The 22,080-nt window shown below is 63.3% G+C and carries 23 protein-coding genes; 17 read left to right on the plus strand and 6 right to left on the minus strand.

Annotation, left to right across the window (positions count from 1 at the left end; all coding sequences use genetic code 11):
- Positions 1 to 3: 3 nt before the first annotated feature.
- Positions 4 to 717: a TIGR03089 family protein gene (locus RE4_RS11540; protein ID WP_020969208.1), complete on the minus strand. Its 714-nt coding sequence runs from the start codon at positions 715 to 717 to the stop codon at positions 4 to 6.
- 21 nt (positions 718 to 738) lie between these two features.
- Positions 739 to 2,271: an LCP family protein gene (locus tag RE4_RS11545; protein WP_020907091.1), complete on the minus strand. Its 1,533-nt coding sequence runs from the start codon at positions 2,269 to 2,271 to the stop codon at positions 739 to 741.
- A 66-nt stretch (positions 2,272 to 2,337) separates the two neighbouring features.
- On the opposite strand from RE4_RS11545, the gene rfbD reads away from it, so the two are divergent.
- Genes rfbD through RE4_RS11565 form a run of 4 tightly spaced genes read left to right on the plus strand, consistent with a single transcriptional unit; the run spans position 2,338 to position 6,017 of the window.
- The gene (rfbD, locus tag RE4_RS11550; protein ID WP_060938610.1) at positions 2,338 to 3,177 is read left to right on the plus strand and encodes a dTDP-4-dehydrorhamnose reductase; all 840 of its coding nucleotides are present in this window, start codon (positions 2,338 to 2,340) and stop codon (positions 3,175 to 3,177) included.
- Between the two features lie 43 nt (positions 3,178 to 3,220).
- Positions 3,221 to 4,135 (plus strand): glycosyltransferase family 2 protein, encoded by a 915-nt coding sequence (locus RE4_RS11555; RefSeq protein WP_060938611.1) that lies wholly within the window; start codon positions 3,221 to 3,223, stop codon positions 4,133 to 4,135.
- A complete protein-coding gene (gene manB / locus RE4_RS11560) occupies positions 4,132 to 5,214 on the plus strand; it encodes a mannose-1-phosphate guanylyltransferase (protein WP_019747766.1) in 1,083 nt (360 codons plus the stop codon). The genes RE4_RS11555 and manB overlap by 4 nt, the downstream gene beginning before the upstream one ends.
- Before the next feature lie 32 nt (positions 5,215 to 5,246).
- Positions 5,247 to 6,017 (plus strand): SGNH/GDSL hydrolase family protein, encoded by a 771-nt coding sequence (locus RE4_RS11565; protein WP_019747767.1) that lies wholly within the window; start codon positions 5,247 to 5,249, stop codon positions 6,015 to 6,017.
- Here RE4_RS11565 and RE4_RS11570 read toward each other — a convergent pair.
- From RE4_RS11570 to cofD, 3 genes are read right to left on the minus strand one after another with little or no spacing between them, the layout of a single operon-like run.
- Positions 6,008 to 6,568: an NUDIX hydrolase gene (locus tag RE4_RS11570; RefSeq protein ID WP_019747768.1), complete on the minus strand. Its 561-nt coding sequence runs from the start codon at positions 6,566 to 6,568 to the stop codon at positions 6,008 to 6,010. The two genes, RE4_RS11565 and RE4_RS11570, sit on opposite strands and share 10 nt — an antisense overlap.
- 3 nt (positions 6,569 to 6,571) lie before the next feature.
- Entirely contained in the window at positions 6,572 to 7,957 is a 1,386-nt protein-coding gene (locus tag RE4_RS11575; protein WP_060938612.1) for a coenzyme F420-0:L-glutamate ligase, read from the minus strand.
- On the minus strand, positions 7,954 to 8,946 hold the full coding sequence (cofD, locus tag RE4_RS11580; RefSeq protein WP_003940958.1) for a 2-phospho-L-lactate transferase: 993 nt from the start codon (positions 8,944 to 8,946) through the stop codon (positions 7,954 to 7,956). Before cofD ends, RE4_RS11575 begins: the two co-directional genes overlap by 4 nt.
- 380 nt (positions 8,947 to 9,326) lie before the next feature.
- Here cofD and RE4_RS11585 point away from each other — a divergent pair, with 380 nt between their 5' ends.
- On the plus strand, positions 9,327 to 9,605 hold the full coding sequence (locus RE4_RS11585; protein WP_020907098.1) for a WhiB family transcriptional regulator: 279 nt from the start codon (positions 9,327 to 9,329) through the stop codon (positions 9,603 to 9,605).
- Between the two features lie 175 nt (positions 9,606 to 9,780).
- On the opposite strand, the gene RE4_RS11590 is transcribed toward RE4_RS11585, so the two are convergent.
- Positions 9,781 to 10,269, minus strand: a complete 489-nt coding sequence (locus RE4_RS11590) for a metallopeptidase family protein (protein WP_003940797.1) — start codon at positions 10,267 to 10,269, stop codon at positions 9,781 to 9,783.
- Positions 10,270 to 10,349: 80 nt separating this feature from the next.
- Here RE4_RS11590 and RE4_RS11595 point away from each other — a divergent pair, with 80 nt between their 5' ends.
- The 12 genes from RE4_RS11595 (at position 10,350) to RE4_RS11645 (ending at position 21,966) form a co-directional block, all read left to right on the plus strand.
- On the plus strand, positions 10,350 to 10,736 hold the full coding sequence (locus RE4_RS11595) for a DUF3499 domain-containing protein (RefSeq protein ID WP_020969213.1): 387 nt from the start codon (positions 10,350 to 10,352) through the stop codon (positions 10,734 to 10,736).
- A 127-nt stretch (positions 10,737 to 10,863) separates the two neighbouring features.
- The gene (locus tag RE4_RS11600; protein WP_019747772.1) at positions 10,864 to 12,237 is read left to right on the plus strand and encodes a phosphomannomutase/phosphoglucomutase; all 1,374 of its coding nucleotides are present in this window, start codon (positions 10,864 to 10,866) and stop codon (positions 12,235 to 12,237) included.
- A 163-nt stretch (positions 12,238 to 12,400) separates the two neighbouring features.
- The gene (locus RE4_RS11605) at positions 12,401 to 13,495 is read left to right on the plus strand and encodes a hypothetical protein (protein ID WP_060938613.1); all 1,095 of its coding nucleotides are present in this window, start codon (positions 12,401 to 12,403) and stop codon (positions 13,493 to 13,495) included.
- Positions 13,496 to 14,743 (plus strand): mannose-6-phosphate isomerase, class I, encoded by a 1,248-nt coding sequence (gene manA, locus RE4_RS11610; RefSeq protein ID WP_060938614.1) that lies wholly within the window; start codon positions 13,496 to 13,498, stop codon positions 14,741 to 14,743. It begins immediately after the preceding gene.
- A 28-nt stretch (positions 14,744 to 14,771) separates the two neighbouring features.
- Positions 14,772 to 15,755 carry a cation diffusion facilitator family transporter gene (locus tag RE4_RS11615; protein WP_060938615.1) on the plus strand — a complete coding sequence of 328 codons (984 nt, stop codon included), beginning with the start codon at positions 14,772 to 14,774 and terminating at the stop codon, positions 15,753 to 15,755.
- A gap of 62 nt (positions 15,756 to 15,817) precedes the next feature.
- Positions 15,818 to 17,314 carry an amino acid permease gene (locus RE4_RS11620; RefSeq protein ID WP_019747776.1) on the plus strand — a complete coding sequence of 499 codons (1,497 nt, stop codon included), beginning with the start codon at positions 15,818 to 15,820 and terminating at the stop codon, positions 17,312 to 17,314.
- A gap of 111 nt (positions 17,315 to 17,425) precedes the next feature.
- Complete coding sequence (locus RE4_RS11625; RefSeq protein ID WP_020907102.1) at positions 17,426 to 18,652, plus strand: alkane 1-monooxygenase; 1,227 nt, start codon at positions 17,426 to 17,428, stop codon at positions 18,650 to 18,652.
- Positions 18,652 to 18,837 carry a rubredoxin gene (locus RE4_RS30670; RefSeq protein WP_081098345.1) on the plus strand — a complete coding sequence of 62 codons (186 nt, stop codon included), beginning with the start codon at positions 18,652 to 18,654 and terminating at the stop codon, positions 18,835 to 18,837. Before RE4_RS11625 ends, RE4_RS30670 begins: the two co-directional genes overlap by 1 nt.
- Positions 18,834 to 19,016 (plus strand): rubredoxin, encoded by a 183-nt coding sequence (locus RE4_RS11630; protein ID WP_003940894.1) that lies wholly within the window; start codon positions 18,834 to 18,836, stop codon positions 19,014 to 19,016. Before RE4_RS30670 ends, RE4_RS11630 begins: the two co-directional genes overlap by 4 nt.
- A gap of 48 nt (positions 19,017 to 19,064) precedes the next feature.
- Entirely contained in the window at positions 19,065 to 19,706 is a 642-nt protein-coding gene (locus RE4_RS11635) for a TetR/AcrR family transcriptional regulator (RefSeq protein WP_021332563.1), read from the plus strand.
- A 60-nt stretch (positions 19,707 to 19,766) separates the two neighbouring features.
- Positions 19,767 to 21,245: an adenosylhomocysteinase gene (ahcY, locus tag RE4_RS11640; RefSeq protein ID WP_060938630.1), complete on the plus strand. Its 1,479-nt coding sequence runs from the start codon at positions 19,767 to 19,769 to the stop codon at positions 21,243 to 21,245.
- Between the two features lie 79 nt (positions 21,246 to 21,324).
- Positions 21,325 to 21,966 (plus strand): dTMP kinase, encoded by a 642-nt coding sequence (locus tag RE4_RS11645; protein ID WP_020907105.1) that lies wholly within the window; start codon positions 21,325 to 21,327, stop codon positions 21,964 to 21,966.
- The last annotated feature ends 114 nt before the right edge of the window (positions 21,967 to 22,080 follow it).

Raw genomic sequence — 22,080 nt, forward strand, 5'->3', positions numbered from 1 at the left:
CGTTCAGAACTGTTTCGTGACCTTTTCGGTGCCCACTCGGCGCGCGGTAGCTTCCGCGTCCGGGTGGGCTACCTGCACGAGTGAGGCGCCCGCGGCGAGAACGGCCAGAAGCCCGTCGATCAATTCGTCTGCCGTGTCCCACGTGCGGCTGGAGAGGACACGATCCGTCGACGCCAATTCGACGTTCTTCGCCGATGCCCGTGCGGCGTCGATCGTGTCCGCTACGGACCGGCCTTCCAGCGCCGAACCGGCTCCGGCGCTACGGAACTGGTCCCCGTGGACACGAATGGAGGTTGCGTAGTCGGCGACGCCGAGCGGAAGATCGCTCAAACCTTTGCCGAACGCGTCGAGTGAGAGTGCGGCTACTTCCGGTACGTCCGCAACATCGTCCAGACGGTCGGCAGTGACAAAAGCCAGTTCGGCGTCGGCGTCGGGGGAGAGGACCACCTCACCGCCTGCCCACCACACACCCAGCAAGACGGCGACGCTCTGCCAGTGCGCGGGAAGCAGCACGGCAACTTTGCCGCCGGGCTCGAGGGCGAACTCGTCCCGAACCATGTTCGCTGTCTTTGCCGCCCAGTTGGCCAGAGTGCTCGCAGACAATTCGATGCGCTCGCCGGTGGCGTCGTCGTAGTAGGTCACGCGAGGGCCGGCCGGGTCGGCAGCCAGGATCGGTCCGAGGAGGGCGTCGGTCAGGTTGTCTACAGGCGAAGGCACGTAATCAGCTTACGCAGCCGTTCAGTTAACACAGCGGGGACCGTTGGAGGCTGCATCGATCGGGGGACCGGGCGGTGCGGGGGTGGGGCTGGTCTCGGTGGTGCTCGCCGATTCAGTCGTGGTCGCTGCGCCTTCGGACGGAGATACCGCGTCCGCGGACTGCGGCCCGGAGTAGTCCTCGGCAATGACAACCCGAACCTTGCCCGAGGACAATGACGAATCCGCCTTGACCGTCAGACCGCCGAGTGCCTCGGCCACCGCGAGTGCAGCGTCGTCGTCCGCGGACTTTGCGAACACCGTCGATTCGGAGACGTCGGAGCCGGTGTTGTTGCCGACCTGTCCCTGCTTGTACCCGAGGGCACTCAATGCCTCGGAAACCCCGCTGGCCAACCCCGCGACGTCACTGGCATTAGCGACGTCGACCGTGATCGAGGATGCATTCACGGTGGTCGGTGCCTCGGAGGTCTCCTCCGAGTCCTCGCTGTCGGCGCCGACCAATCCGGCGATGTACTTCTTGACGGCCTTGGGATCGACCTTGACGATGGACTCGCCGTAATCGGTCATGCCGTTGATGTCGAGAACGGGAATGGTCTCGAATTGCACCTTTCCGCCGGCCAGATTCTGCAACTGCTTGGCGAATTCGATGATGTCCCAGTCGTCGTCGATGACGACGGAACGCTGAACGGCCGAGGTCAACTGACTGAGCTTGCCCGGGTCACTGAGGGTTTTTGCGCTGAGTACCTTACTGACGAGGGACGCCATGAACACCTGCTGGCGCACGATCCGGTCCAGGTCGCCGCGAGGAAGGTCGTGTCGTTGTCGCACGAAGCTCAGCGCGTCGGCGCCGTCGAGTGTCTGTTTCCCGGCTGCGAAGTTGGCTCCGGACATCGGTTCGTCGACTGGCGCGTTGAGGCAGACGTCGACTCCGCCCACTGCGTTGGTCAGCAGGACGAATCCGAGTAGACCGACTTCGGCGTAGTGATCGACGGTGATGCCGGTCAGATTTCCTACCGCTCCGATGAGCGCGGTCCGGCCGGCTTCCGTCGACTTCTTGTCTGCGTCGCTGTCGGACGACCCGTTGTTGACCAACTTCAGTCGCTCGGTTTCCTTGGTGGCACCGAACGCGGCGTTGATCTTCGACATACCGATACCGGGGACGTTGACGTACGCGTCTCGGGGAATCGAGATCGCGGTTGCCGAACTTCCGTCGTTGGGGACGCGGATCAAGATGATGGTGTCGGTGTTGGACGCAACTTCCTCACCAGCGCGCAACGAGTCGAGCTCGCTTTGTGAAAGCGGGTTGCCGTGTGCGTCGGTGCGACTGTCGGTTCCCACCATCAGAATGTCGATGGCTCCGTCCTTGCCCCCACCGAGGCCGAGTCCGCTTGCAGTGGCAAGGCTGTTTCTCAACGAGTCCACACCTCGCCATGCGAACCCGGTGACCAGCAGTACGAGCACGGAGAGCACCGCGACCGCTATGCGAGCCGGGCTCGTCTTGGTCCGAATCGGCGCAGGTCGTGGACGCGCGCGGCGCTGCGGTTGCTGGTGGGACACCCCTTCAGGTTACTGGTCCGATGCTCGGCCGCGGGTACCTCGACGCGGCGTGCCAGACTCAACCATGTGACGAATATCCTGCTCACCGGTGCCCGAGGGCAGCTCGGAACACGTATCGATGCTCTCGCAACGTCGGCGGGTCACACTGTGACGGCCGTCGGTTCCCGCGAGCTCGACATCACAGACAGCCGCGCGGTCGACGACTTCGTCTCGCCCGATTCGGTGCTGATCAACTGCGCTGCGTACACGGCGGTCGACGCCGCCGAGACCGACCAGGAGGGAGCGAGGGCGGTCAACGAGATCGGACCGCTGAATCTCGCGCGAGCGTGTGCGCGGGAGAGTTCGCGGTTGATCCACGTTTCGACGGACTACGTCTTTCCGGGTGACGCGAGCACTCCATACGACGTCGATGCACCGACCGGTCCCGCGACGGTCTACGGCCGAACCAAGCTGGACGGCGAGATCGCAGTACGAGAGTCGGGCGCCGACGTGGCCGTTGTCCGTACCGCGTGGGTGTATTCGGGTGTCGGTACGGATTTTGTCGCCACGATGCGCAGGCTCGAAGCCGAACGAGAATTCGTGAACGTCGTGGACGACCAGATCGGGTCACCCACGTACAGCGTCGATCTGGCCGGCGGCATCGTCGAACTCGCGCTGCGGGACTTCACGGGTGCGTCGACGTTCCACCTGACCAACGGCGGGCAAGCCAGTTGGTACGAGTTGGCGCGAGCGGTGTTCGAGGAGATCGGAGCAGACCCGGCGCGGGTGCGCCCGTGCAGCAGCGCGGACTTCGTGCGCCCTGCGCCCCGCCCGGCATATTCGGTTTTGTCCGAGCGCGCGTGGGTTACCGCGGGAATGACGCCGCTGCGTCCGTGGCGAGAGGCTCTGCACGCCGCTCTGGCGTGAGCATTGTTCGGGGCAGTGCCCGTGGGCGGCTAGGCTGACCGGCGTGAGTCCCAAGCTGGCCGTGGTAACGGTGACGTACTCCCCAGGCGAGCATCTCGAGAATTTCTTGAGCACGCTCGCCGCGGCGACGACAGAAAAACCCCAGGTCATCATGGCCGACAACGGGTCGACCGATGGTGCGCCGGAGGCGGCGGATGCCAAGTACGAGCATGTTCGTCTGCTTCGTACAGGGGGAAACATCGGCTACGGCGGAGCGATAAATCGGGCTGTGGCGGAGATCGATTCGTCGATCGAATTTGTCGTGATTTCCAATCCTGACGTCCAATGGGCACCCGGTTCACTCGACGAATTGGTCGCTGCGGCAAATCGGTGGCCAAGGGCCGGTGCACTGGGGCCGAAGGTCCTCGAACCGGACGGCAGCGTCTATCCGTCGGCACGAACGGTGCCCGACATCACCTCGGGCGTCGGGCACGCGTTGCTCGGCACCGTGTGGCCGAAGAACCCGTGGACTGCCCGTTACCGTCAGGAGAACGAGGCCGTCACCGAGCGCTCCGTCGGTTGGCTTTCCGGGTCGTGCCTGTTGGTCCGACGTGATGCCTTCGACACCATCTCCGGGTTCGACTCGCGATACTTCATGTACATGGAGGACGTCGATTTCGGTGATCGCCTCGGAAAAGCCGGGTGGCTCAACGTCTTTGTTCCCTCCGCTGTCGTGACCCATGCCAAAGGCCATGCGGCAGGCCGGCATCCGGAACTGATGCTGCCCGCCCATCATCGCAGCGCATACCAGTTCCAAGCTGATCGTCATCCGCACTGGTGGCAGGCTCCGCTACGACTTGCCTTGCTCGGTGGCCTGGCCGTGCGGTCCAAGATCGCCGTAGCTTCTGCTGTTCGCGAGCGCGCTCGCACCGACGACTCGACCGACAACCCATCAGTTTCGAACCACGGGGGAAAATGATGTCCGATCCGAATCCGACCGACGCCGTAATCCTGGTAGGCGGCAAGGGCACTCGGCTGCGGCCGTTGACGCTGTCGGCGCCCAAGCCGATGCTTCCGACCGCCGGCCTTCCGTTCCTGACGCATCTGCTTGCCAGGATCGAGGCTGCCGGTATCAAGCACGTGGTGCTCGGAACATCTTTCAAGGCAGAGGTATTCGAGGACTACTTCGGCGACGGCTCCAAGATGGGGCTCGAGATCGACTACGTCTTCGAGACCGAGCCGCTGGGCACCGGTGGCGGAATCCGCAACGTACTCCCGAAGTTGCGCGGCGACAACGTCATGGTGTTCAACGGTGACGTGCTCGGTGGCACCGACCTGAACGCCATTCTCGAGACCCACGAGAAGACGGACGCCGACGTGACCCTTCACCTGGTTCGTGTGGGAGACCCGCGTGCATTCGGTTGTGTTCCGACCGACGAGGACGGACGAGTCTCGGCATTCCTGGAGAAGACCCAGGATCCGCCGACGGATCAGATCAACGCCGGCTGCTACGTCTTCAAGCGCGAGATCATCGAACAGATCCCGGAGGGACGGCCGGTATCGGTCGAGCGCGAGGTGTTCCCGAATCTCCTGGCCGAGGGCAAGCGGGTGTTCGGCCACGTCGACTCGTCGTACTGGCGTGACATGGGAACCCCCGAGGACTTCGTTCGCGGTTCCGCCGACCTGGTGCGAGGCATCGCGCCTTCGCCGGCTCTCGAAGGTCCGCGCGGTGAGTCGCTCGTTCACCCCGGGGCGGGAATTGCGCCTGGCGCCGTCCTGATCGGCGGCACGGTTGTCGGCCGTGGCGCAGAAGTCGGCGCAGGTGCGCGCCTCGACGGTGCGATTCTCTTCGACGGCGCCGTTGTGGAAGCCGGCGCGGTGGTCGAACGATCGATCCTCGGATTCGGCGTCCGTATCGGACCACGAGCACTGGTCCGCGACGCCGTCATCGGAGACGGCGCGGACATCGGTGCGCGGTGCGAATTGTTGCGCGGTGCGCGCGTGTGGCCGGGGGTGACGCTGCCGGACGGTGGCGTGCGCTTCAGCACAGATGTGTGATCGTTAGCTGACCTACTGGAATACTGGCGGGTATGACTTCTCTTCCGAGCCGTTACGTTGCCCTCGGTGACTCGTTCACCGAGGGCGTCGGCGACGCCGACGAACGATTCCCCAACGGTCTGCGCGGGTGGGCAGACCGAGTGGCCGAGCAGCTGGCGGTGAACAACCCCGAGTTCCGCTACGCCAACCTGGCGATTCGTGGTCGCCTACTCGGACCGATCATCGACGAGCAGTTGGAACCCGCTCTGGCGTTGAAGCCCGATCTGGTGACCATCTACGCCGGCGGAAACGACATGATGCGTCCGAAGCTCGACATCGACGCGATGGTCGCCCGCTACGATTCGGCAATCGGCCAGCTCACTGCTTCCGGTGCGCAGGTTCTCATGTTCACCGCATACGACACCGGATGGTCCGCCTTCTTCGGCAAGCTCCGCGGACGCCTGGCGATTTACAACGAGCTTGTTCGCGAGGTAGCGGACCGCCACGGCGCGACCCTCGTCGACTTCTGGCGATTCTCCGAATATCAGGACCTACGGATGTGGGACTGGGATCGCCTCCACATGTCGCCCGCCGGGCACGAGAACATGGCGACGCGGGTGCTCGACGTACTGGGCGTCGAACACGGATTGATCGCGCCCGACCTCGGGCCTGCGCCGGTTCTCACGAAAGCGGAAACTCGTCGCGAGGATCGTCAATGGGCGCGAGAGTTCTTGGTGCCATGGGTAGCTCGGCGCGTGAAGGGAACATCTTCGGGCGACGGCGTGAGCGCCAAGCAACCCGAGCTGTCTCCGATTCAGTCCTGATTCTTGCGCTGATGGGCGAGCGCTACCAGGTGGTCGATGGTCTCGCGTTCGGCAGTCGGCGGTAGCGCGTCCACCGGCCACCACCGGAGGTCGGTGGACTCCGCGCTGCGGACGATATGTGAATTGTCCGGCGCCACAACAAGAAACCGTAGATCGAGATGTCTGGTCGGGACCCCGAGTGAGCACGTGATCGGATGTGTGTGGGCGGAGAGTAGGTCCGCGTCTATCCGAACGTCGTGAATTCCGGACTCCTCACGAGCCTCCCGCAATGCCGCATCGACTACCGTCTCGTCGTCGGGCTCGCAGTGACCTCCGAGCTGAATCCACCTGCCCACCTTGGGATGCAGGGTCAGTAGGACGTGGCAGCCACTCTCGTCGAGAACCAGAGACGACGCGGTGATGTGTCCCGGGGCATGGCGACGAAGGCAGCCGTCCGGAGCCGAATCGAGGAACGCGAGCATCGTGTGCCGCAGTGACTCGTCCGCTTCGGAGGACGTCGACCAGCCCTCCAGGACGCCCTTGGCGGAGGCGTGCAGCGATTCGGCTGACATGACCTACAGCTCCACCAACGCGTCCCCGGGGGCGGAGACCGTGCGCGGAGTCAGTGGTTCGAGGGGGTACCCGATTGCGACTGCGCCGAGTGGCTGCCAATCGGCCGGGAGATCGAGTTGTTCGCGTACGAGGTCGGCGGCGAAGATCGTCGATCCGATCCAGCAGCTTCCCACGCCGCGTGTGGCCAGCGAGACCAGCAGTCCCTGCACTGCCGCGCCGGCAGCGACGGTGAACATCGTGGACTCCGCCGCGGTACGTCGGGCATCCGGATAACTGTGTGCGCCGTCGGGCACGCAGAAGGGAATGACGACCTCGGGGGCATCGAACAGGATGTTTCCGCGGGCAACCCGCGCGTCGACGGATTCGTCGCTACGACCGTCCGCACGCAGATCGGCGGCCCACTTCTCACGCATCTGCTCGAGGAGCGACGTGCGGACCGACTCGGTCCGCAGCCACACGAATCGAACAGGCCTCGTGTGGTGGGGTGCTGGAGCGGTGAGTGCCTCGGCGATCGAGCTGCGAATGATCTCCGCGTCGACGGGATCACCTGCGAACTGCCGAACCGACCGACGCAACAGCAGCGCCTGGCCGCGGCCCATCGCCGTAGCCTCCTCGGTTCCCAGCCAGAACAGATCGTCCGGGCCGCGACGGATCAGATCCTGGCCACTCGAACCGTCGTCCTCGAATCGGAGTCCTCGCACGACGGCGACGGGAACGCCGCCGAGCTTGCCCTTGACCAGATCGCCCGCAGCGGCGATCTCGTCCGCGATCGCGATCTCGGTGACGATCAGATCGTTGCCCTGACTGTCCTGTGCCCCGAGGTAGCCGTGCAGGACCGGAATGCCGGAGGAACCGATCGCGGCATCGGTCTGCCCGTTGCGCCACGCACGACCCATCGTGTCGGTCACGACGACGGCGACGGACTTGCCCGTGCTCTCGAGAATTCGGGCACGCAGCCCCGCTGCGCTCGCATCGGGATCCACGGGGAGCAGGGCCAGTTCGGCACCGTCGACGTTGGAGCCGTCGATGCCCGATGCGGCCTGCACGATGCCGAGTTTGTTCTCGGTGATCAGAGTGCGGCCCTTGCGGGCCACGACGCGGACGGCTTCCTGATCCACCAGGAGGCGTCGTGCTGCGTCGCGCTCTTCCGGATCGGTCGGCGAGGAAACGATGCGACCCTCGACTTTTGAGAAGACCTTGCTCGTGACAACAACGACGTCGCCGTTCTCGAGCCACGGTGTCGCGTCGACGACAGCGGCGGCCAAGTCGTCTCCGGGTCGGAACTCGGGAAGGCCGAGCGCGGGAATGACTTCGATTGCGGCGCCGGGGGAGTGATCCCCGGGGGAGTGATTTCTGTCGCGGCTTGCTTCGGTTCCGGGCTCGGTCACAGTTCGACTCCGGCGATTTCGAAAGCCGTTCGAACCATTTTTGCGGTCTCTTCGGGGGACGTCATCAAAAGTGGGATGCTTCGCACGTCCACCCCGTCGATGTCGGCCGTGTCACCTTCGTCGACGAGCCAGCCGTCGAGAATGCCGTTGATCGAGCGAGCTCCGTAGTGGCGACCGATCGCCTCGGAAGTCGTCTCGACCCCGATCACTTCGAGGCACTCGTCAGCCATGCCGCGCAACGGTTTTCCACCGATGACGGGGGAGAGGCCGACAACCTTGGCCGCGGTGGTCCGCAGGGCTCCGCGAATGCCGGGCACCGCGAGGATCGCGCCGACGCTCACGACGGGATTGGACGGTGCGATCAGCACGATGTCGGCACCGTCGATCGCCTCGACCACCCCTGGCGCGGGCTTGGCCTGCTCGGCGCCGACGTGAGCGAAGCTGTGAGTTTCCACCTGTGCTCGATGGCGTACCCACCACTCCTGGAAATGAATCGCCTTCTGCTCACCGTCTTCCGGATCGGTGATCACAACGTGTGTTTCGCTGCGATCGTCGCTCACGGGAAGCAGTGCGACACCCGGATTCCAGCGATTGCACAACGCTTCGGTGATCGCGGACAACGGATATCCCGTGCGGAGCATCTGGCTGCGAATCAAATGCGTTGCGATATCGCGATCTCCGAGGCCGAACCAGTCCGGCTTCGCTCCGTATGCCGCGAGTTCTTCTTTCGCATTCCAGGTTTCGCCGGCGTGCCCCCACCCGCGTTCGGTGTCGATACCGCCGCCGAGTGTGTACATACAAGTGTCCAGATCGGGGCAGATGCGCAGACCGTGCATCCAGACGTCGTCTCCGACGTTGACGACGGCCGTGATGCGATGTGGGCCTTCGTATTTCTCGAGGGATTCACCACCGGCGATTCCGAGCGCATTTTGCACACCTTGAAGGAAACGGGCCCCGCCGACGCCGCCAACCAATACAGTCACGTTCACGACAACAGAGCCTAGGCGGTCGGCGCGTCGTCGTGTCTGGCGGGCAGAAGGTCCCGTCAATTGGGGGCCGGAATACTAATGGATTCATCTCGTTTAGCTTGACCGCGACACGCTGGACGTGTGTAATCTCAAATGTGTCATTCCAACCGCTACTTGTGAGTTCACTTGCAGCGGGGCCGGTTTCGAACACAGTTTCGAACGGTCGACGGGGTGGGGTTGAAGATGGAGTGAAAATTCTGCGCTATTACAGGTGAGGAGGCGGAACGATGCCCAATGAAAATGTCGAGATCAGTTCTCTCGCAATGACAGTAAGCGACGAACCGCAGACCGATTCCCGAGCAGGCGCAGCAGAAGGTGCCTGCAGCAGTGAGTTCGACGGTATGAGTACTCGGCCAGTGCTGAGTCTCGTCACCGGCTTCGAAGAATTGTTCGACACCATCGAGGATCAGTGGCAGGAGCGTGCTCTCTGCGCGCAGACCGATCCCGAAGCGTTCTTCCCTGAAAAGGGTGGATCGACGAGGGAAGCAAAACGGATCTGCCTCGGTTGTGAAGTTCGTGACGAGTGCCTCGAGTACGCGCTCGCGAACGACGAACGGTTCGGAATCTGGGGAGGGTTGTCCGAGCGCGAGCGTCGGCGACTCAAGCGGGGGATCATCTGATCTGCTGCTGAATCGGTTCTGTCAGCGTCGGGGCTGACGGGCGGTCTTCGAAAGTCTGACCTGCAACGGGGAATTGCAGGTCAAGCAACGACTGTTTTGTTCTTCGTGTGGATTTACTTCTTCGTGTGACATCAGTTTTTTCGTCTGACGGTGCGTCAGTCCTCGTCGGGCAGTATCAGTCCTCGTCGGGCAGTGTGGGGTCGATGACCTGTGGGTCGACGCCCAGATACGTGCCGACTTGATGGACCAACACGTCGTGCACCAGATCCGTGAGTTCTTCCGGATCCTTCGCGCGCTGCTCCAATGGGCGGCGAAACAGCACAATTCTTGCGCGAGTCGTATTTCCGTGACGGTCGATTCCGGCGGGTATCAGTCGTGACAGTGGAACCGGGCCGTCTGCGATGACCTCCGGCGGCCATGTGACGGACTCCGGATCGTGCGCGTGAATCTTCGGAACTTCGTCCACCGCGATGTCGAGTTTCGTCAACCGGTCGTGCCACGCGAGGTCGACGGGCGAGAAGGCGTCGAGCACCAGGAGATCGAACTTCTCGGCCCGGGTACGCCTGGCGGGCACCTCCGGGGGAAGTAGTGGTCCGCGCAGGCCACGGCCGTGTCGCTCGATGGAACGAGTGGTGACTGAGCGTCGGCGGCGGGCTTGTGGCATGGCGCCCAGATTACGACAGAAGAAACTGCTCGGTGTGTCCGAGTAGGTTCCGGACGTGGGGAGGGCTAGGCTCCGTACCTGTGAGATCTCTGCGTCGCTGCTGCCGCCCCGGGTGCAAGAACCCCGCCGTCGCGACGCTTACGTATGTCTACTCGGACTCCACTGCGGTTGTCGGGCCGCTGGCAACCGTCGCCGAGCCCCATTCATGGGATTTGTGTGACACTCACGGCTCTCGAATCACCGCCCCCAAGGGCTGGGAACTCGTCCGCCACGAAGGCGGATTCGCGTCGAGCACTCCCGACGAAGACGATCTGACCGCTTTGGCCGAAGCTGTACGTGAAGCCGGTCTCGGAGATCGCAACAAGTCCAACGTCGACGCAGATGAGGACATACGTCCCGCGGCTCCGAGTACTGCCCGTACAGGGCGTCGTGGACACCTCCGCGTACTGCCCGACCCATCCAACTGACGCGAGATTCGTCGCCGCAGACGCTAGGCTCGACCGAGTACTTCCACACCCGAGTACTGCGAATCTCCGGACGCCATGCGCCCGGACGTTCCCGTCTGTGAGGGTGCATGCACAAGGAGAGTTTTCAGTGGGGCGAACAGCCGAGTCGGTTGCTGCAATCATCAAGGCGTACGACGTGCGCGGCGTGGTCGGTGAGCAGATCGACGAAGATTTTGTCCGCGACGTGGGAGCGTCGTTCGCCCGTCTGGTCCGTGACGAGGCCGGCGCAGCCACGACGGTTGTGATCGGCTACGACATGCGTGCATCGTCGCCCACACTGTCTTCTGCTTTCGGTGACGGCGTGCTCGCTCAAGGACTAGACGTCGTCTACATCGGATTGGCGTCGACCGACGAGCTCTACTTTGCATCCGGTTTGCTGAACTGCCCGGGCGCGATGTTCACGGCGAGCCACAATCCGGCCAAGTACAACGGCATCAAGATGTGCCGTGCCGGCGCCAAGCCCGTCGGTCAGGACACCGGCCTGGCAGTGATCTCCGCCGAGGTCGTCTCGGGTGTTCCCGCGTACGACGGACCGGCAGGCACCGCCAGCACGAAGGACGTCCTCGAGGAATACGCGAGCTACCTCCGCGGATTGGTCGACCTGGCTGCGTTGCGCCCGATGAAGGTCGCAGTCGATGCAGGAAACGGCATGGGCGGCCACACCGCGCCGGCCGTATTCGGGCCGATGCCTCTCGAAGTCCTCCCGCTCTACTTCGAGCTCGACGGCACGTTCCCCAACCACGAAGCCAATCCGCTCGATCCGGCCAACCTCGTCGACCTGCAGGCCTACGTGCGTGAGACCGGAGCAGACATCGGCTTGGCTTTCGACGGTGACGCGGACCGTTGCTTCGTCGTCGACGAGAAGGGCGACCCCGTCTCTCCGTCCGCGGTGACGGCACTTGTCGCCAAGCGCGAACTCGCGAAGGAACCGGGCGCGTCGATCATCCACAATCTGATCACGTCGCGGGCAGTGCCCGAACTGGTCGAAGAACTCGGCGGCGTCGCGATCCGTACCCGAGTCGGCCACTCGTTCATCAAGCAGGAGATGGCCGAGACCGGTGCCGTCTTCGGCGGCGAGCACTCAGCTCACTACTACTTCCGCGATTTCTGGGGCGCCGACTCCGGCATGCTCGCGGCGTTGCACGTACTCGCCGCACTGGGCGAGCAGGACCGTCCGCTCTCCGAGTTGATGGCGGAGTACACCCGCTACGCGGCCTCGGGTGAGATCAACTCCACGGTGGCTGACGCGGCCGATCGCACTGCCGCTGTGCTGGCAGCATTCGCGGACCGCACCGAGTCGGTGGACCGCCTCGACGGTGTCACAGTCAGTCTCGAGGGAAATGCCTGGTTCAACTTGCGCGCGTCCAACACCGAGCCTTTGCTGCGACTCAACGTCGAAGCACCCACGTCCGCCGATGTCGACGCATTGGTGAACGAAATTCTGGCGATCGTCCGGGCTTGAATCCGAGTCTGATCGGTTTGTCGGTGAGCCGAAGCCCTGGGATAGTTGGGGGACTATCTCGGGAACGACTGCCTCGGGAACGAGGGCTTTGCCACCACAGACCGCGTAGAGCTGGAATGCTGGACGGTGCGGGAACTGCTAACGGAGAAGGGGGTGCGGTGAGATGACAGCGCCGATGCCGCTTCTCGACCTCGACGACAGCGAGGGTTTGTCGGCTGCCGATTCGGAAGGACTACTGCGGTCTGTGGCCATGGGGGGCGCACAGATTCGGGCCACCGCATCGGCCGTCGGCGAGGGTGTGATCTCTCGGCTGGCCGGCCTGCGCCCGCGCAGCGTCGTGCTGATTGCCGGTGCCGGTGGCGCTCGGCACGGAGCCAGGATCGCGCTTGCTCTCGTCGGAGCTTCGGTCGGTTGTCCGCTCCTCGTACTCGACCGGACGCCGTCGTGGGCCGGACCGTTGGACGTGATCGTCGTTGCCGGTGACGATGCCGGTGATCCGCGCCTGGTCGAATCCGTCGACAGTGCAGTTCGCCGTGGCGCCGAAGTTGTTGTCGCCGTTCCGGACGAGGGGCCCATGCGGGCCGTGGCGGCCGGGCGCACCATGTCGTTGCCGCCGCGGCTCTACGCCTCGCCGAGGCACACGATGACGCGGTTCCTCGCCGTCTTCCTCGCCGTTGCCGCCGAAATCGAGGGCAAGGGATCGATCGAGGACCGTTCGGCGGTGCTCGGTCGGATCGCCGACGCCGTTGATGCGGAGGCGCTGCGGGACGGGCCGGCCAACGAGGTATTCCACAACCCGGCCAAGTCGTTGGCCACCAGAATGAGCGGCCGGCGAGTCGTTCTGTGTGGGAGTGGTTCCGTGACAACAGCACTCGCAGAGTTCTCGAGCGTTTCGCTGATGAGCTCGGGCCTGAATGCCGCTGCCGCCGAGATGTCGGAGGTGATTCGTTCGGCGCGGGCGCTGTTCGCGCCGGACGCAGCTTCGCGTGATTCGGTGTTCCACGACCCGTTCTTTCACGATCCGCAACTGGACGGCGCACTGCCGACCCCGCCGGCGCGGGCGTTCGTCTTCGCGACCGAATCCACGCGCGGGGAGGCGAGACGCCGGATGGACGCACTGGCCGACGCCGATCTGGTGGTGGCGGCAGACGAAGACCAGACCAACGTGGTGATATCGGAGATGGAGCAGGTATTCGTGTTGGCGTTTCGAGTAGACATGGCCGCGGCGTACGTGCAGTTGACGGGCGGTGCGAAGTAAGTGCGTGAACTCGAAGGTGCACTTCGTTCTTACGCGTGGGGCTCGCGAACGGCAATTGCCGAACTACGCGGTCTTGCGACCCCGTCGAATCATCCCGAAGCGGAGTTGTGGTTGGGCGCCCACCCGGGCGACCCGGCGCGCGTGATCACCGAATCCGGAAGCGAGTCGTTGCTCGAGGTCCTGCACCGCGAACCCGAGCGTGAACTCGGCCGTGAGAACCTCGATGCATTCGGTGAGCGACTCCCATTCCTGCTCAAGTTGCTTGCGGCGGAAGAGCCGCTGTCGCTTCAGGCGCATCCCAGCGCCGTTCAAGCCGACGAGGGTTTTCGTCGTGAGAACGCACTCGGCGTTCCCATGGAGTCGCCGATTCGCAACTACAAGGACGGCAGCCACAAGCCCGAACTCGTTGTCGCGCTGAGCAGATTCGAAGCGCTTGCCGGATTCCGTGAGCCGACGCGGACTGTCAAACTGCTGCGCGCTCTGGCCGTCGACGAGTTGGAGCCGTACATCGGTCTGCTCGAAGGCCAACCCGATTCCGACGGACTCCGGGCGTTGTTCACGACATGGATCACGCTGCCGTCCACGGTGCTCGGGACGTTGCTCCCTGCCGTGCTTGCCGGGTGCATCACCTACGTCGCGCACCACGACGCCGAATTCGTGACCGAGATCCGCACCGCGCTGGAATTGAGCGAGGCGTACCCCGGCGACGCCGGCGTTCTTGCGGCACTACTGCTCAACCGCGTCACACTCGAGCCCGGCCAAGGACTGTTTCTCGCTGCGGGAAATCTCCACGCGTATCTCCATGGACTCGCGGTCGAGATCATGGCCAACTCCGACAACGTGCTGCGCGGCGGGCTGACGCCCAAACACGTCGACGTGCCCGAACTGTTGAGGGTTCTGGACTTCGTCGGGGCCGATATCGAAGTGCTCGATCCGGCCCCGTCATCAGGATCAGGTCAGTCAGGATCAGGTCAGTCAGGGTCAGGTAGATACGAGTACGTCACGCCCGCACCTGAATTTCGTTTGACGCGTCTGGAGTTCGACTCGAATGCCACCGACCTCGTTGTCGAAGCCGGCGGCCCGCGGATCCTGATCTGCACCGACGGCGCGGTCACTGCGACGTGCGGTGCCGACACTCTCGACCTCGATCGGGGCCGAGCCGCGTGGATTGCTGCCGACGAGCCCGTAGTACACCTGACCACACGAACCCCGACTGCGCAGGTTTTCAGTGCAGTGGTCGGTCGATAGGAATCTCGGTCGATAGCGAGGAGACATTGTGTCGGCTCATGGTGGCAAGAAGGCGATTCTGGCGGCCCTCGGAGCCAATGCCGGAATTGCCGTAGCCAAGTTCGCCGGATTCTTGATCACCGGATCGTCGTCGATGCTCGCCGAATCGGTGCACTCGGTGGCCGACACGTCCAATCAGGGTTTGCTGCTCTTGGGGCAGAAGAAGGCAGAACGTGAGGCAGATCAACTGCACCCGTTCGGTTACGGGCGCAACCGGTACTTCTATTCGTTCGTCGTTGCACTGGTGCTCTTCACCCTCGGTTCGCTGTTCGCGATCTACGAAGGTATTCACAAGATTCAGCATCCGGAAGAACTCAATTCGGCTTTCGTGGCAATCGCGATCCTGTTCATCGCGATCTGCCTGGAGGGCTACAGCTTCCGGACCGCAGCGAAGGAATCACGACCGCTCAAGGGAAATGCGTCGTGGTGGAACTTCATCCGAACCTCTCGTAGCCCGGAACTCCCGGTTGTGCTGCTCGAGGACACCGGCGCATTGATCGGTCTCGTCCTTGCACTCGGCGGCGTCGGTCTCACGATGGTGACCGGAAATCCGGTCTTCGACGGCATCGGAACTCTGTGCATCGGTGTCCTGCTCGGCATCATCGCGGTCATTCTGATCATCGAAATGCAGTCGCTGCTGATCGGTGAGGGCGCAACGGCGGTGGAGACCGAACTGATCCTCAACGCACTGGTCGACGGAACTCGTATCGAACGCGTCATTCATTGCAAGACGCAGTACCTCGGTCCCGAGGAGATCCTTGTTGCTGCCAAGGTTGCGGTGCCGGTCGGATCGACGATCTCGGATGTGGCGACGGCGATCGACGAGGCCGAGTCTCGCGTGCGCGCTGCAGTGCCTGCGGCGCGGGTGATCTACCTCGAGCCGGACCTGGATCGTCTCAGCGCAGGAGATCGCCCTGAAACAGATCTACAGGCTCCCGACAAACCCTGGACAAAGCCGCGCCTGCGGGCTTAGGCTGATGCCATCTCTCTACTTGCCCATGGTGGGACCTGCTGGTCCCCAGCAAGGAGGCGGCAATGGCTGTCAAGGACGAGCAGGCCGGATCTGGACGGTCGAAGCTGTTTCGAACCAAATCGATCGAGCAGTCCATCAAGGACACCGACGAGCCGGAGACCAAACTCCGGAAAGAGCTGAACTCGTGGGATCTCACGGTGTTCGGTGTCGCAGTGGTCATCGGTGCGGGCATCTTCACACTCACGGCTCGGACGGCGGGAAACGTCGCCGGGCCGTCGGTTTCGCTGGCTTTTGTCATCGCGGCAATCGCCTGCGGACTGGCAGCGCTGTGTTACGCCGAGTTCGCGTCGACGGTCCCGGTCGCCGGTAGCGCGTACACGTTCTCGTACGCGACGTTCGGTGAATTCGTCGCCTGGATCATCGGCTGGGATCTCATCCTCGAATTCGCTTTGGCGTCTTCGGTGGTGGCAAAAGGCTGGTCGCTGTACCTCGGCGAAGTAATGGGTTCACGCAGCCCGATCGTCGAGTTGGGGCCGATCTCGTTCGACTGGGGTGCGGTGCTGGTGATCGCCGTCATCACGATCCTGCTCGCGACCGGCACAAAACTCTCTTCGAGGGTGTCACTGGTGATCACGGCGATCAAGGTCGCGGTGGTGTTGCTGGTGATCATCGTCGGTCTGTTCTACATCGACACCGACAACTACTCGCCGTACATTCCGCCGTCGGAGCCGGGCTCGACGGGAGAGGGCATCCACCAGTCGTTGTTCTCGTACGTGACCGGGGCCGGTGGCAGCACATTCGGGTGGTACGGATTGCTCGCGGCAGCCAGTCTGGTGTTCTTCGCGTTCATCGGCTTCGACGTCGTCGCCACGACTGCGGAGGAGGCGAAGGAGCCGCAGAAGGCGTTGCCACGCGGCATCCTGGGCTCGCTCTTGATCGTCACGGTTCTGTACGTGGCAGTGACACTCGTGTTGACCGGGATGGTGAAGTACACCGAACTCGAGGGCGATACTTCCAACCTGGCAACGGCATTCGCCTTCCACGACATCACGTGGGCGAAAAACGTCATCTCGTTCGGCGCGTTGGCCGGTCTCACGACCGTGGTGATGGTGCTGATGCTCGGGCAGACCAGGGTGCTCTTCGCGATGGCACGCGACGGTCTGATGCCGCGACGCCTGGCGCCGACCGGCAAGCACGGAACTCCCGTGCGGATCACGATCTTGGTCGGCGTTGTGGTCGCGGTGCTCGCCGGAGTGTTCCCGATCGGCACCCTCGAGGAAATGGTCAATATCGGCACGTTGTTCGCGTTTGTTCTCGTGTCGTTGGGGGTTCTCGTGCTTCGTCGGACGCGGCCGGACCTACCCCGCGGGTTCAGGGTGCCGCTGGTCCCGCTGATCCCGATCCTGGCTGTCCTCGCGTGTCTCTGGTTGATGTTCAACCTGTCGGTGGAGACCTGGATGAGGTTCGTGGTCTGGATGGCCCTCGGTGTTGTCATCTACTTCGCCTACAGCAGGCAGCATTCGTTGATCGGGAAGCGTGAACGCGGCGAAATCGAGTAAATGTACAAAGATTATGATTTGTCTATCACTTGTACAAATAGCGTAGTACTGTCTATCTCAGGGTGAACTGACTCACAGTTGTCGAGTCGGTCCGAATCGAGGAGGTAGACCGTGTCGACGCACGTGAACTCGCAGTCCGGGCAGACACTCCCGCCCGAGCAGTGGCGTGACAAGAAGAGATATCTTTGGCTGCTCGGCCTGGTGCCGCCGACGGCGGTCTTCATTGCCGTCGGATTGGTCGCGTTGTTCAACAGTCTCGGGTGGAACGCGGTCTCGCCGGTGTGGTGGTGGATCGGGCCGTTGCTCGTCTACATCCTGCTCCCGATCCTCGACATCTTCTTCGGTCCGGACGGCGAGAATCCGCCGGACGAGGTGATGGAGCGCCTCGAGAACGACAAGTACTACCGGTACTGCACCTACATCTACATACCGTTCCAGTTGGCCAGCCTGGTCCTGGCCTGCTATCTCTGGTCGGCGACCGACCTGTCCTGGCTCGGAATCGACGGGGGACTGGGGCTGATCTCCAAGATCGGTCTGGCGATCAGTATCGGTTGCGTCGCAGGAATCGGGATCAACACCGCACACGAACTAGGTCACAAGAAGGACGATCTCGAGCGCTGGTTGTCGAAGATCACTCTGGCGCAGTCGTTTTACGGCCACTTCTACATCGAGCACAATCGTGGACACCACGTGCGGGTCGCCACGCCCGAGGACCCGGCGTCGTCTCGCTTCGGCGAGAGCTTCTGGACCTTCCTGCCGCGCAGTGTGTGGGGATCTCTGCGCTCGTCGTGGTCCCTGGAGAAAGCCAGGCTCGATCGACTGGGTAAGAAGCCGTGGACAATTCGCAACGACGTCCTGCATTCGTGGTTGATGTCCGTCGTACTCTTCGGTGTCCTCGTCGCCGTCTTCGGGCTCTCGGTGCTGCCGTTCCTGGTGCTGCAGGCCGTCTTCGGATTCTGCCTGCTCGAAACCGTCAACTACCTCGAACATTACGGACTGAAGCGTCGCCGTCTGGACAGTGGGCGGTACGAGCGCGCCGCACCGGAGCACAGTTGGAACAGCGATCACATCTGCACCAACATCTTCCTGTATCACCTCCAGCGTCACAGTGACCATCATGCGAACCCGACACGTCGTTATCAGACGCTTCGAAGCATGGACGGTGCACCCAACCTGCCCAGTGGGTACGCGAGCATGATCATGCTCGCCTACGTTCCGCCGCTGTGGCGAAAAGTCATGGATCCCAAGGTCCTTGCCCATTACGGCGGTGACATCACGCGAGTCAACGTTCAGCCGTCCAAGCGTGATCGCATTCTCGCCCGGTACGGAGCAGCGTGATGAGCAGCTACCGATGCCCGGTATGTGAATACGTCTACGACGAGTCGAAGGGTGCACCACGAGAAGGGTTTCCGGCAGGAACGCCGTGGGATGCCGTGCCGGACGACTGGTGCTGCCCGGACTGCGGCGTCCGGGAAAAGCTCGACTTCGAACCGATGCCGGCGACGGCGGGGAATGAATCATGAACGACTACAAGCTGTATCAGTGCGCGCAATGCGGATTCGAGTACGACGAGGCAGTCGGCTGGCCGGAGGACGGTATCGAACCGGGAACTCGCTGGGACGACATTCCCGAAGACTGGAGTTGCCCGGACTGCGGCGCGGCGAAGAGCGACTTCTTCATGGTGGAGGTCGAGCGGCGGTGAGTTGCGTCGGCGTCGAACGGACCTGAGCGCGGCGGTAGTGTCGTCACCATGACTTCGACGCCAACTCGTCTGCCGCAGAAAGAAGCGTCGCGCCTGCTGCTGCGTACGTCGGTGCTCGATTCGATGCGTGAGTTGTTGACCGAGCGTGACTGGTCCGAGGTGACGCTGACAGTTCTGGCCAAGCATGCCGGTGTGAGTCGTCAGACGCTCTACAACGAGTTCGGTTCGAGGCAAGGGCTTGCCGAGGCATACGCGCTTCGCCTTGCCGACGGATTCGTCGATGCGGTGGACGAGGCCATGGTGGCGAACGACGGACGTGCAGTCGAGGCACTGACGGCGGGCTTCGGATCGTTTTTCGCCTCCAGCGCAACCGACCCGTTGGTGATCTCTCTGCTCACCGGTGAGGCCAAGCCGGACCTTCTTCGCCTGATCACCACTGACAGCGCGGTCATCATCGAACGCGCGTCGTCGCGGCTTGCGGAGAGCTTCCAGCGAGGGTGGATTCAGGCGTCACCCGCCGATGCCGGGATTCTGGCCAGGGCGATTGCGCGTCTCGGACTCAGCTACATTTCGATGCCGCCGGAGTCCGAAGTTTCGGTGGCGGAGGATCTGGGCACATTGCTCGGGCCATTCATCGACGTGGCGCGAGAGGGTCGCGCAGTAGAGGGGCGGGCGGGAGAGGGCGTCTAACCGATAGCCTGGTACACCGATAGGCTTGTGCATAGTTTGCACGTCAACCAGGAGAGGCAGATGACGACCTCAGTTTCAACAACGCCCGTGGCCGAGAGCCGTAACGGCATCGACTTCAAAGTTGCAGATCTTTCGCTCGCGGAGTTCGGTCGCAAGGAAATCCGTCTGGCAGAGCACGAGATGCCCGGCCTCATGGCGCTTCGTCGCGAATACGCAGAGGTGTTGCCGCTCAAGGGCGCTCGCGTTTCCGGCTCGCTGCACATGACCATTCAGACCGCGGTTCTGATCGAGACGCTGACGGCGCTCGGCGCCGAGGTCCGCTGGGCTTCGTGCAACATCTTCTCCACGCAGGATCATGCTGCCGCCGCCATCGTCGTCGGTCCGCACGGCACCCCGGAAGAGCCCAAGGGCGTTCCGGTTTTCGCCTGGAAGGGTGAAACCCTCGAAGAGTACTGGTGGGCAGCGGAGCAGATGCTGACCTGGCCGGGCGAGCCCGCCAACATGATTCTCGACGATGGCGGCGACGCCACCATGCTGGTGCTCAAGGGCGCACAGTTCGAGAAGGCCGGCGTCGTGCCGCCGACGGACGACGACCAGGATTCCGACGAGTACAAGGTCTTCCTTGCGCTTCTGCGTCAGTCGCTCGCCGCTGACAAGGGCAAGTGGACTGCGATCGCCGAGTCCGTCCAGGGTGTCACCGAGGAGACCACCACGGGCGTTCTTCGTCTGTACCAGGTTGCCGCTGCCGGCGAACTCACGTTCCCCGCGATCAACGTCAACGACTCGGTCACCAAGAGCAAGTTCGACAACAAGTACGGCACACGCCACTCGCTGCTCGACGGCATCAACCGCGGCACCGACGTTCTGATCGGCGGCAAGGCTGCGCTGGTCTGTGGTTACGGAGACGTCGGCAAGGGTTGTGCCGAGGCACTTCGTGGCCAGGGCGCTCGCGTCGCGGTCACCGAGGTCGACCCCATCAACGCCCTTCAGGCGCTCATGGACGGCTTCGAGGTCAAGACAGTCGAGCAGGCCATCGGCTGGGCCGACATCGTGATCACGTCCACCGGTAACAAGGACATCATCACGTTCGCGCACATGAAGGCCATGAAGCACCAGGCCATCCTGGGCAACATCGGTCACTTCGACAACGAGATCGACATGGCAGGCCTCGAGAAGTCCGGCGACGTCACGCGGATCAACATCAAGCCGCAGGTCGACGAGTTCACCTTCGCCGACGGCCACTCGATCATCGTGCTGTCCGAAGGCCGCCTGCTCAACCTCGGCAACGCGACGGGCCACCCGTCGTTCGTGATGAGCAACAGCTTCTCCAACCAGGTCATCGCACAGATCGAACTGTGGACGAAGCCGGACGAGTACGACAACGAGGTCTACCGCCTCCCGAAGCACCTCGACGAGAAGGTCGCCAAGATCCACGTCGAGGCGCTCGGTGGCACGCTGACCAAGCTCACGAAAGATCAGGCTGAGTACATCGGCGTCGACGTCGAAGGCCCGTACAAGCCGGAGCACTACCGCTACTGACCCGGCGATTCGTCGCTGAGAATGTAGTGCCGCCGTCCCCCGGTCTGCGCAAGCAGGCCGGGGGATAGGCTTGTCCGCCGTGGGAACACTGGTGGCATTGGAAGGCCTCGACGGAGCTGGAAAGCGAACGTTGATCGGCAAAGTGGAGACCGAACTCCGCCGCGGCGGCACGTCGATCGCGACTCTGGATTTTCCGCGGTACGGAAAGTCGATCCACGCGGATCTTGCTGCCGAGGCGCTCAAAGGATCACACGGAGACCTGGCCGAATCCGTGAACGCGATGGCAGTCCTGTTCGCCTTGGACCGCGCCGGTGCTGCGGATCGGATCTCGGAACTGTTGTCCGCCAACGACATTGTTCTCCTCGACCGCTACGTTGCCTCCAACGCTGCCTACAACGCGGCGCGCGTGCATCAGGGCGTGGACGGCGAGATGGTCGCCTGGATCCGTGAATTGGAGTTGGGTCGACTCGCTCTCCCCGCTCCCGATCTGCAGCTGTACCTCGACGTACCGGTAGCTCTGGCCGAGCAGCGCGCCCGCTCCCGTGAGGCCCAGGACGCGTCGCGTCAGCTCGACGCCTACGAGCGCGACGGCGGTCTGCAGGCCAGAACCGGTGAGCTCTACAAGCAGTTGGCAGCGACGAACTGGGCCTCACCCTGGTGGATCGTGGGGCCGGAGACGGACCCGGCCGATCTGGCACGCAGGCTCGCGGATTTCGCGTGATCGGTCACCCTGGCAGCCGGGATTCGAACTTTCCGGCACAGTAGAGGGAAAGACGCGGCACGCCGCACGGCCTCGTAACGGTCTGATTCATCGCTCCGAGATGCAACGATAGGG

The organism is Rhodococcus erythropolis NBRC 15567, from assembly GCF_001552595.1.
In the GTDB taxonomy this organism is placed as follows: Bacteria; Actinomycetota; Actinomycetes; order Mycobacteriales; family Mycobacteriaceae; genus Rhodococcus_F; species Rhodococcus_F erythropolis.

What these genes read in the sequence shown, in the direction of transcription:
- manB (WP_019747766.1), top strand. Translation starts at nt 4,132, where the DNA reads ATGATGTCCGATCCGAATCCGACCGACGCCGTAATCCTGGTAGGCGGC.
- RE4_RS11565 (WP_019747767.1), top strand. Translation starts at nt 5,247, where the DNA reads ATGACTTCTCTTCCGAGCCGTTACGTTGCCCTCGGTGACTCGTTCACC.
- RE4_RS11570 (WP_019747768.1), bottom strand. Translation starts at nt 6,568, where the DNA reads ATGTCAGCCGAATCGCTGCACGCCTCCGCCAAGGGCGTCCTGGAGGGC.
- RE4_RS11585 (WP_020907098.1), top strand. Translation starts at nt 9,327, where the DNA reads ATGAGTACTCGGCCAGTGCTGAGTCTCGTCACCGGCTTCGAAGAATTG.
- RE4_RS11590 (WP_003940797.1), bottom strand. Translation starts at nt 10,269, where the DNA reads ATGCCACAAGCCCGCCGCCGACGCTCAGTCACCACTCGTTCCATCGAG.
- RE4_RS11605 (WP_060938613.1), top strand. Translation starts at nt 12,401, where the DNA reads ATGACAGCGCCGATGCCGCTTCTCGACCTCGACGACAGCGAGGGTTTG.
- RE4_RS11620 (WP_019747776.1), top strand. Translation starts at nt 15,818, where the DNA reads ATGGCTGTCAAGGACGAGCAGGCCGGATCTGGACGGTCGAAGCTGTTT.
- RE4_RS30670 (WP_081098345.1), top strand. Translation starts at nt 18,652, where the DNA reads ATGAGCAGCTACCGATGCCCGGTATGTGAATACGTCTACGACGAGTCG.
- RE4_RS11630 (WP_003940894.1), top strand. Translation starts at nt 18,834, where the DNA reads ATGAACGACTACAAGCTGTATCAGTGCGCGCAATGCGGATTCGAGTAC.
- RE4_RS11635 (WP_021332563.1), top strand. Translation starts at nt 19,065, where the DNA reads ATGACTTCGACGCCAACTCGTCTGCCGCAGAAAGAAGCGTCGCGCCTG.
- ahcY (WP_060938630.1), top strand. Translation starts at nt 19,767, where the DNA reads ATGACGACCTCAGTTTCAACAACGCCCGTGGCCGAGAGCCGTAACGGC.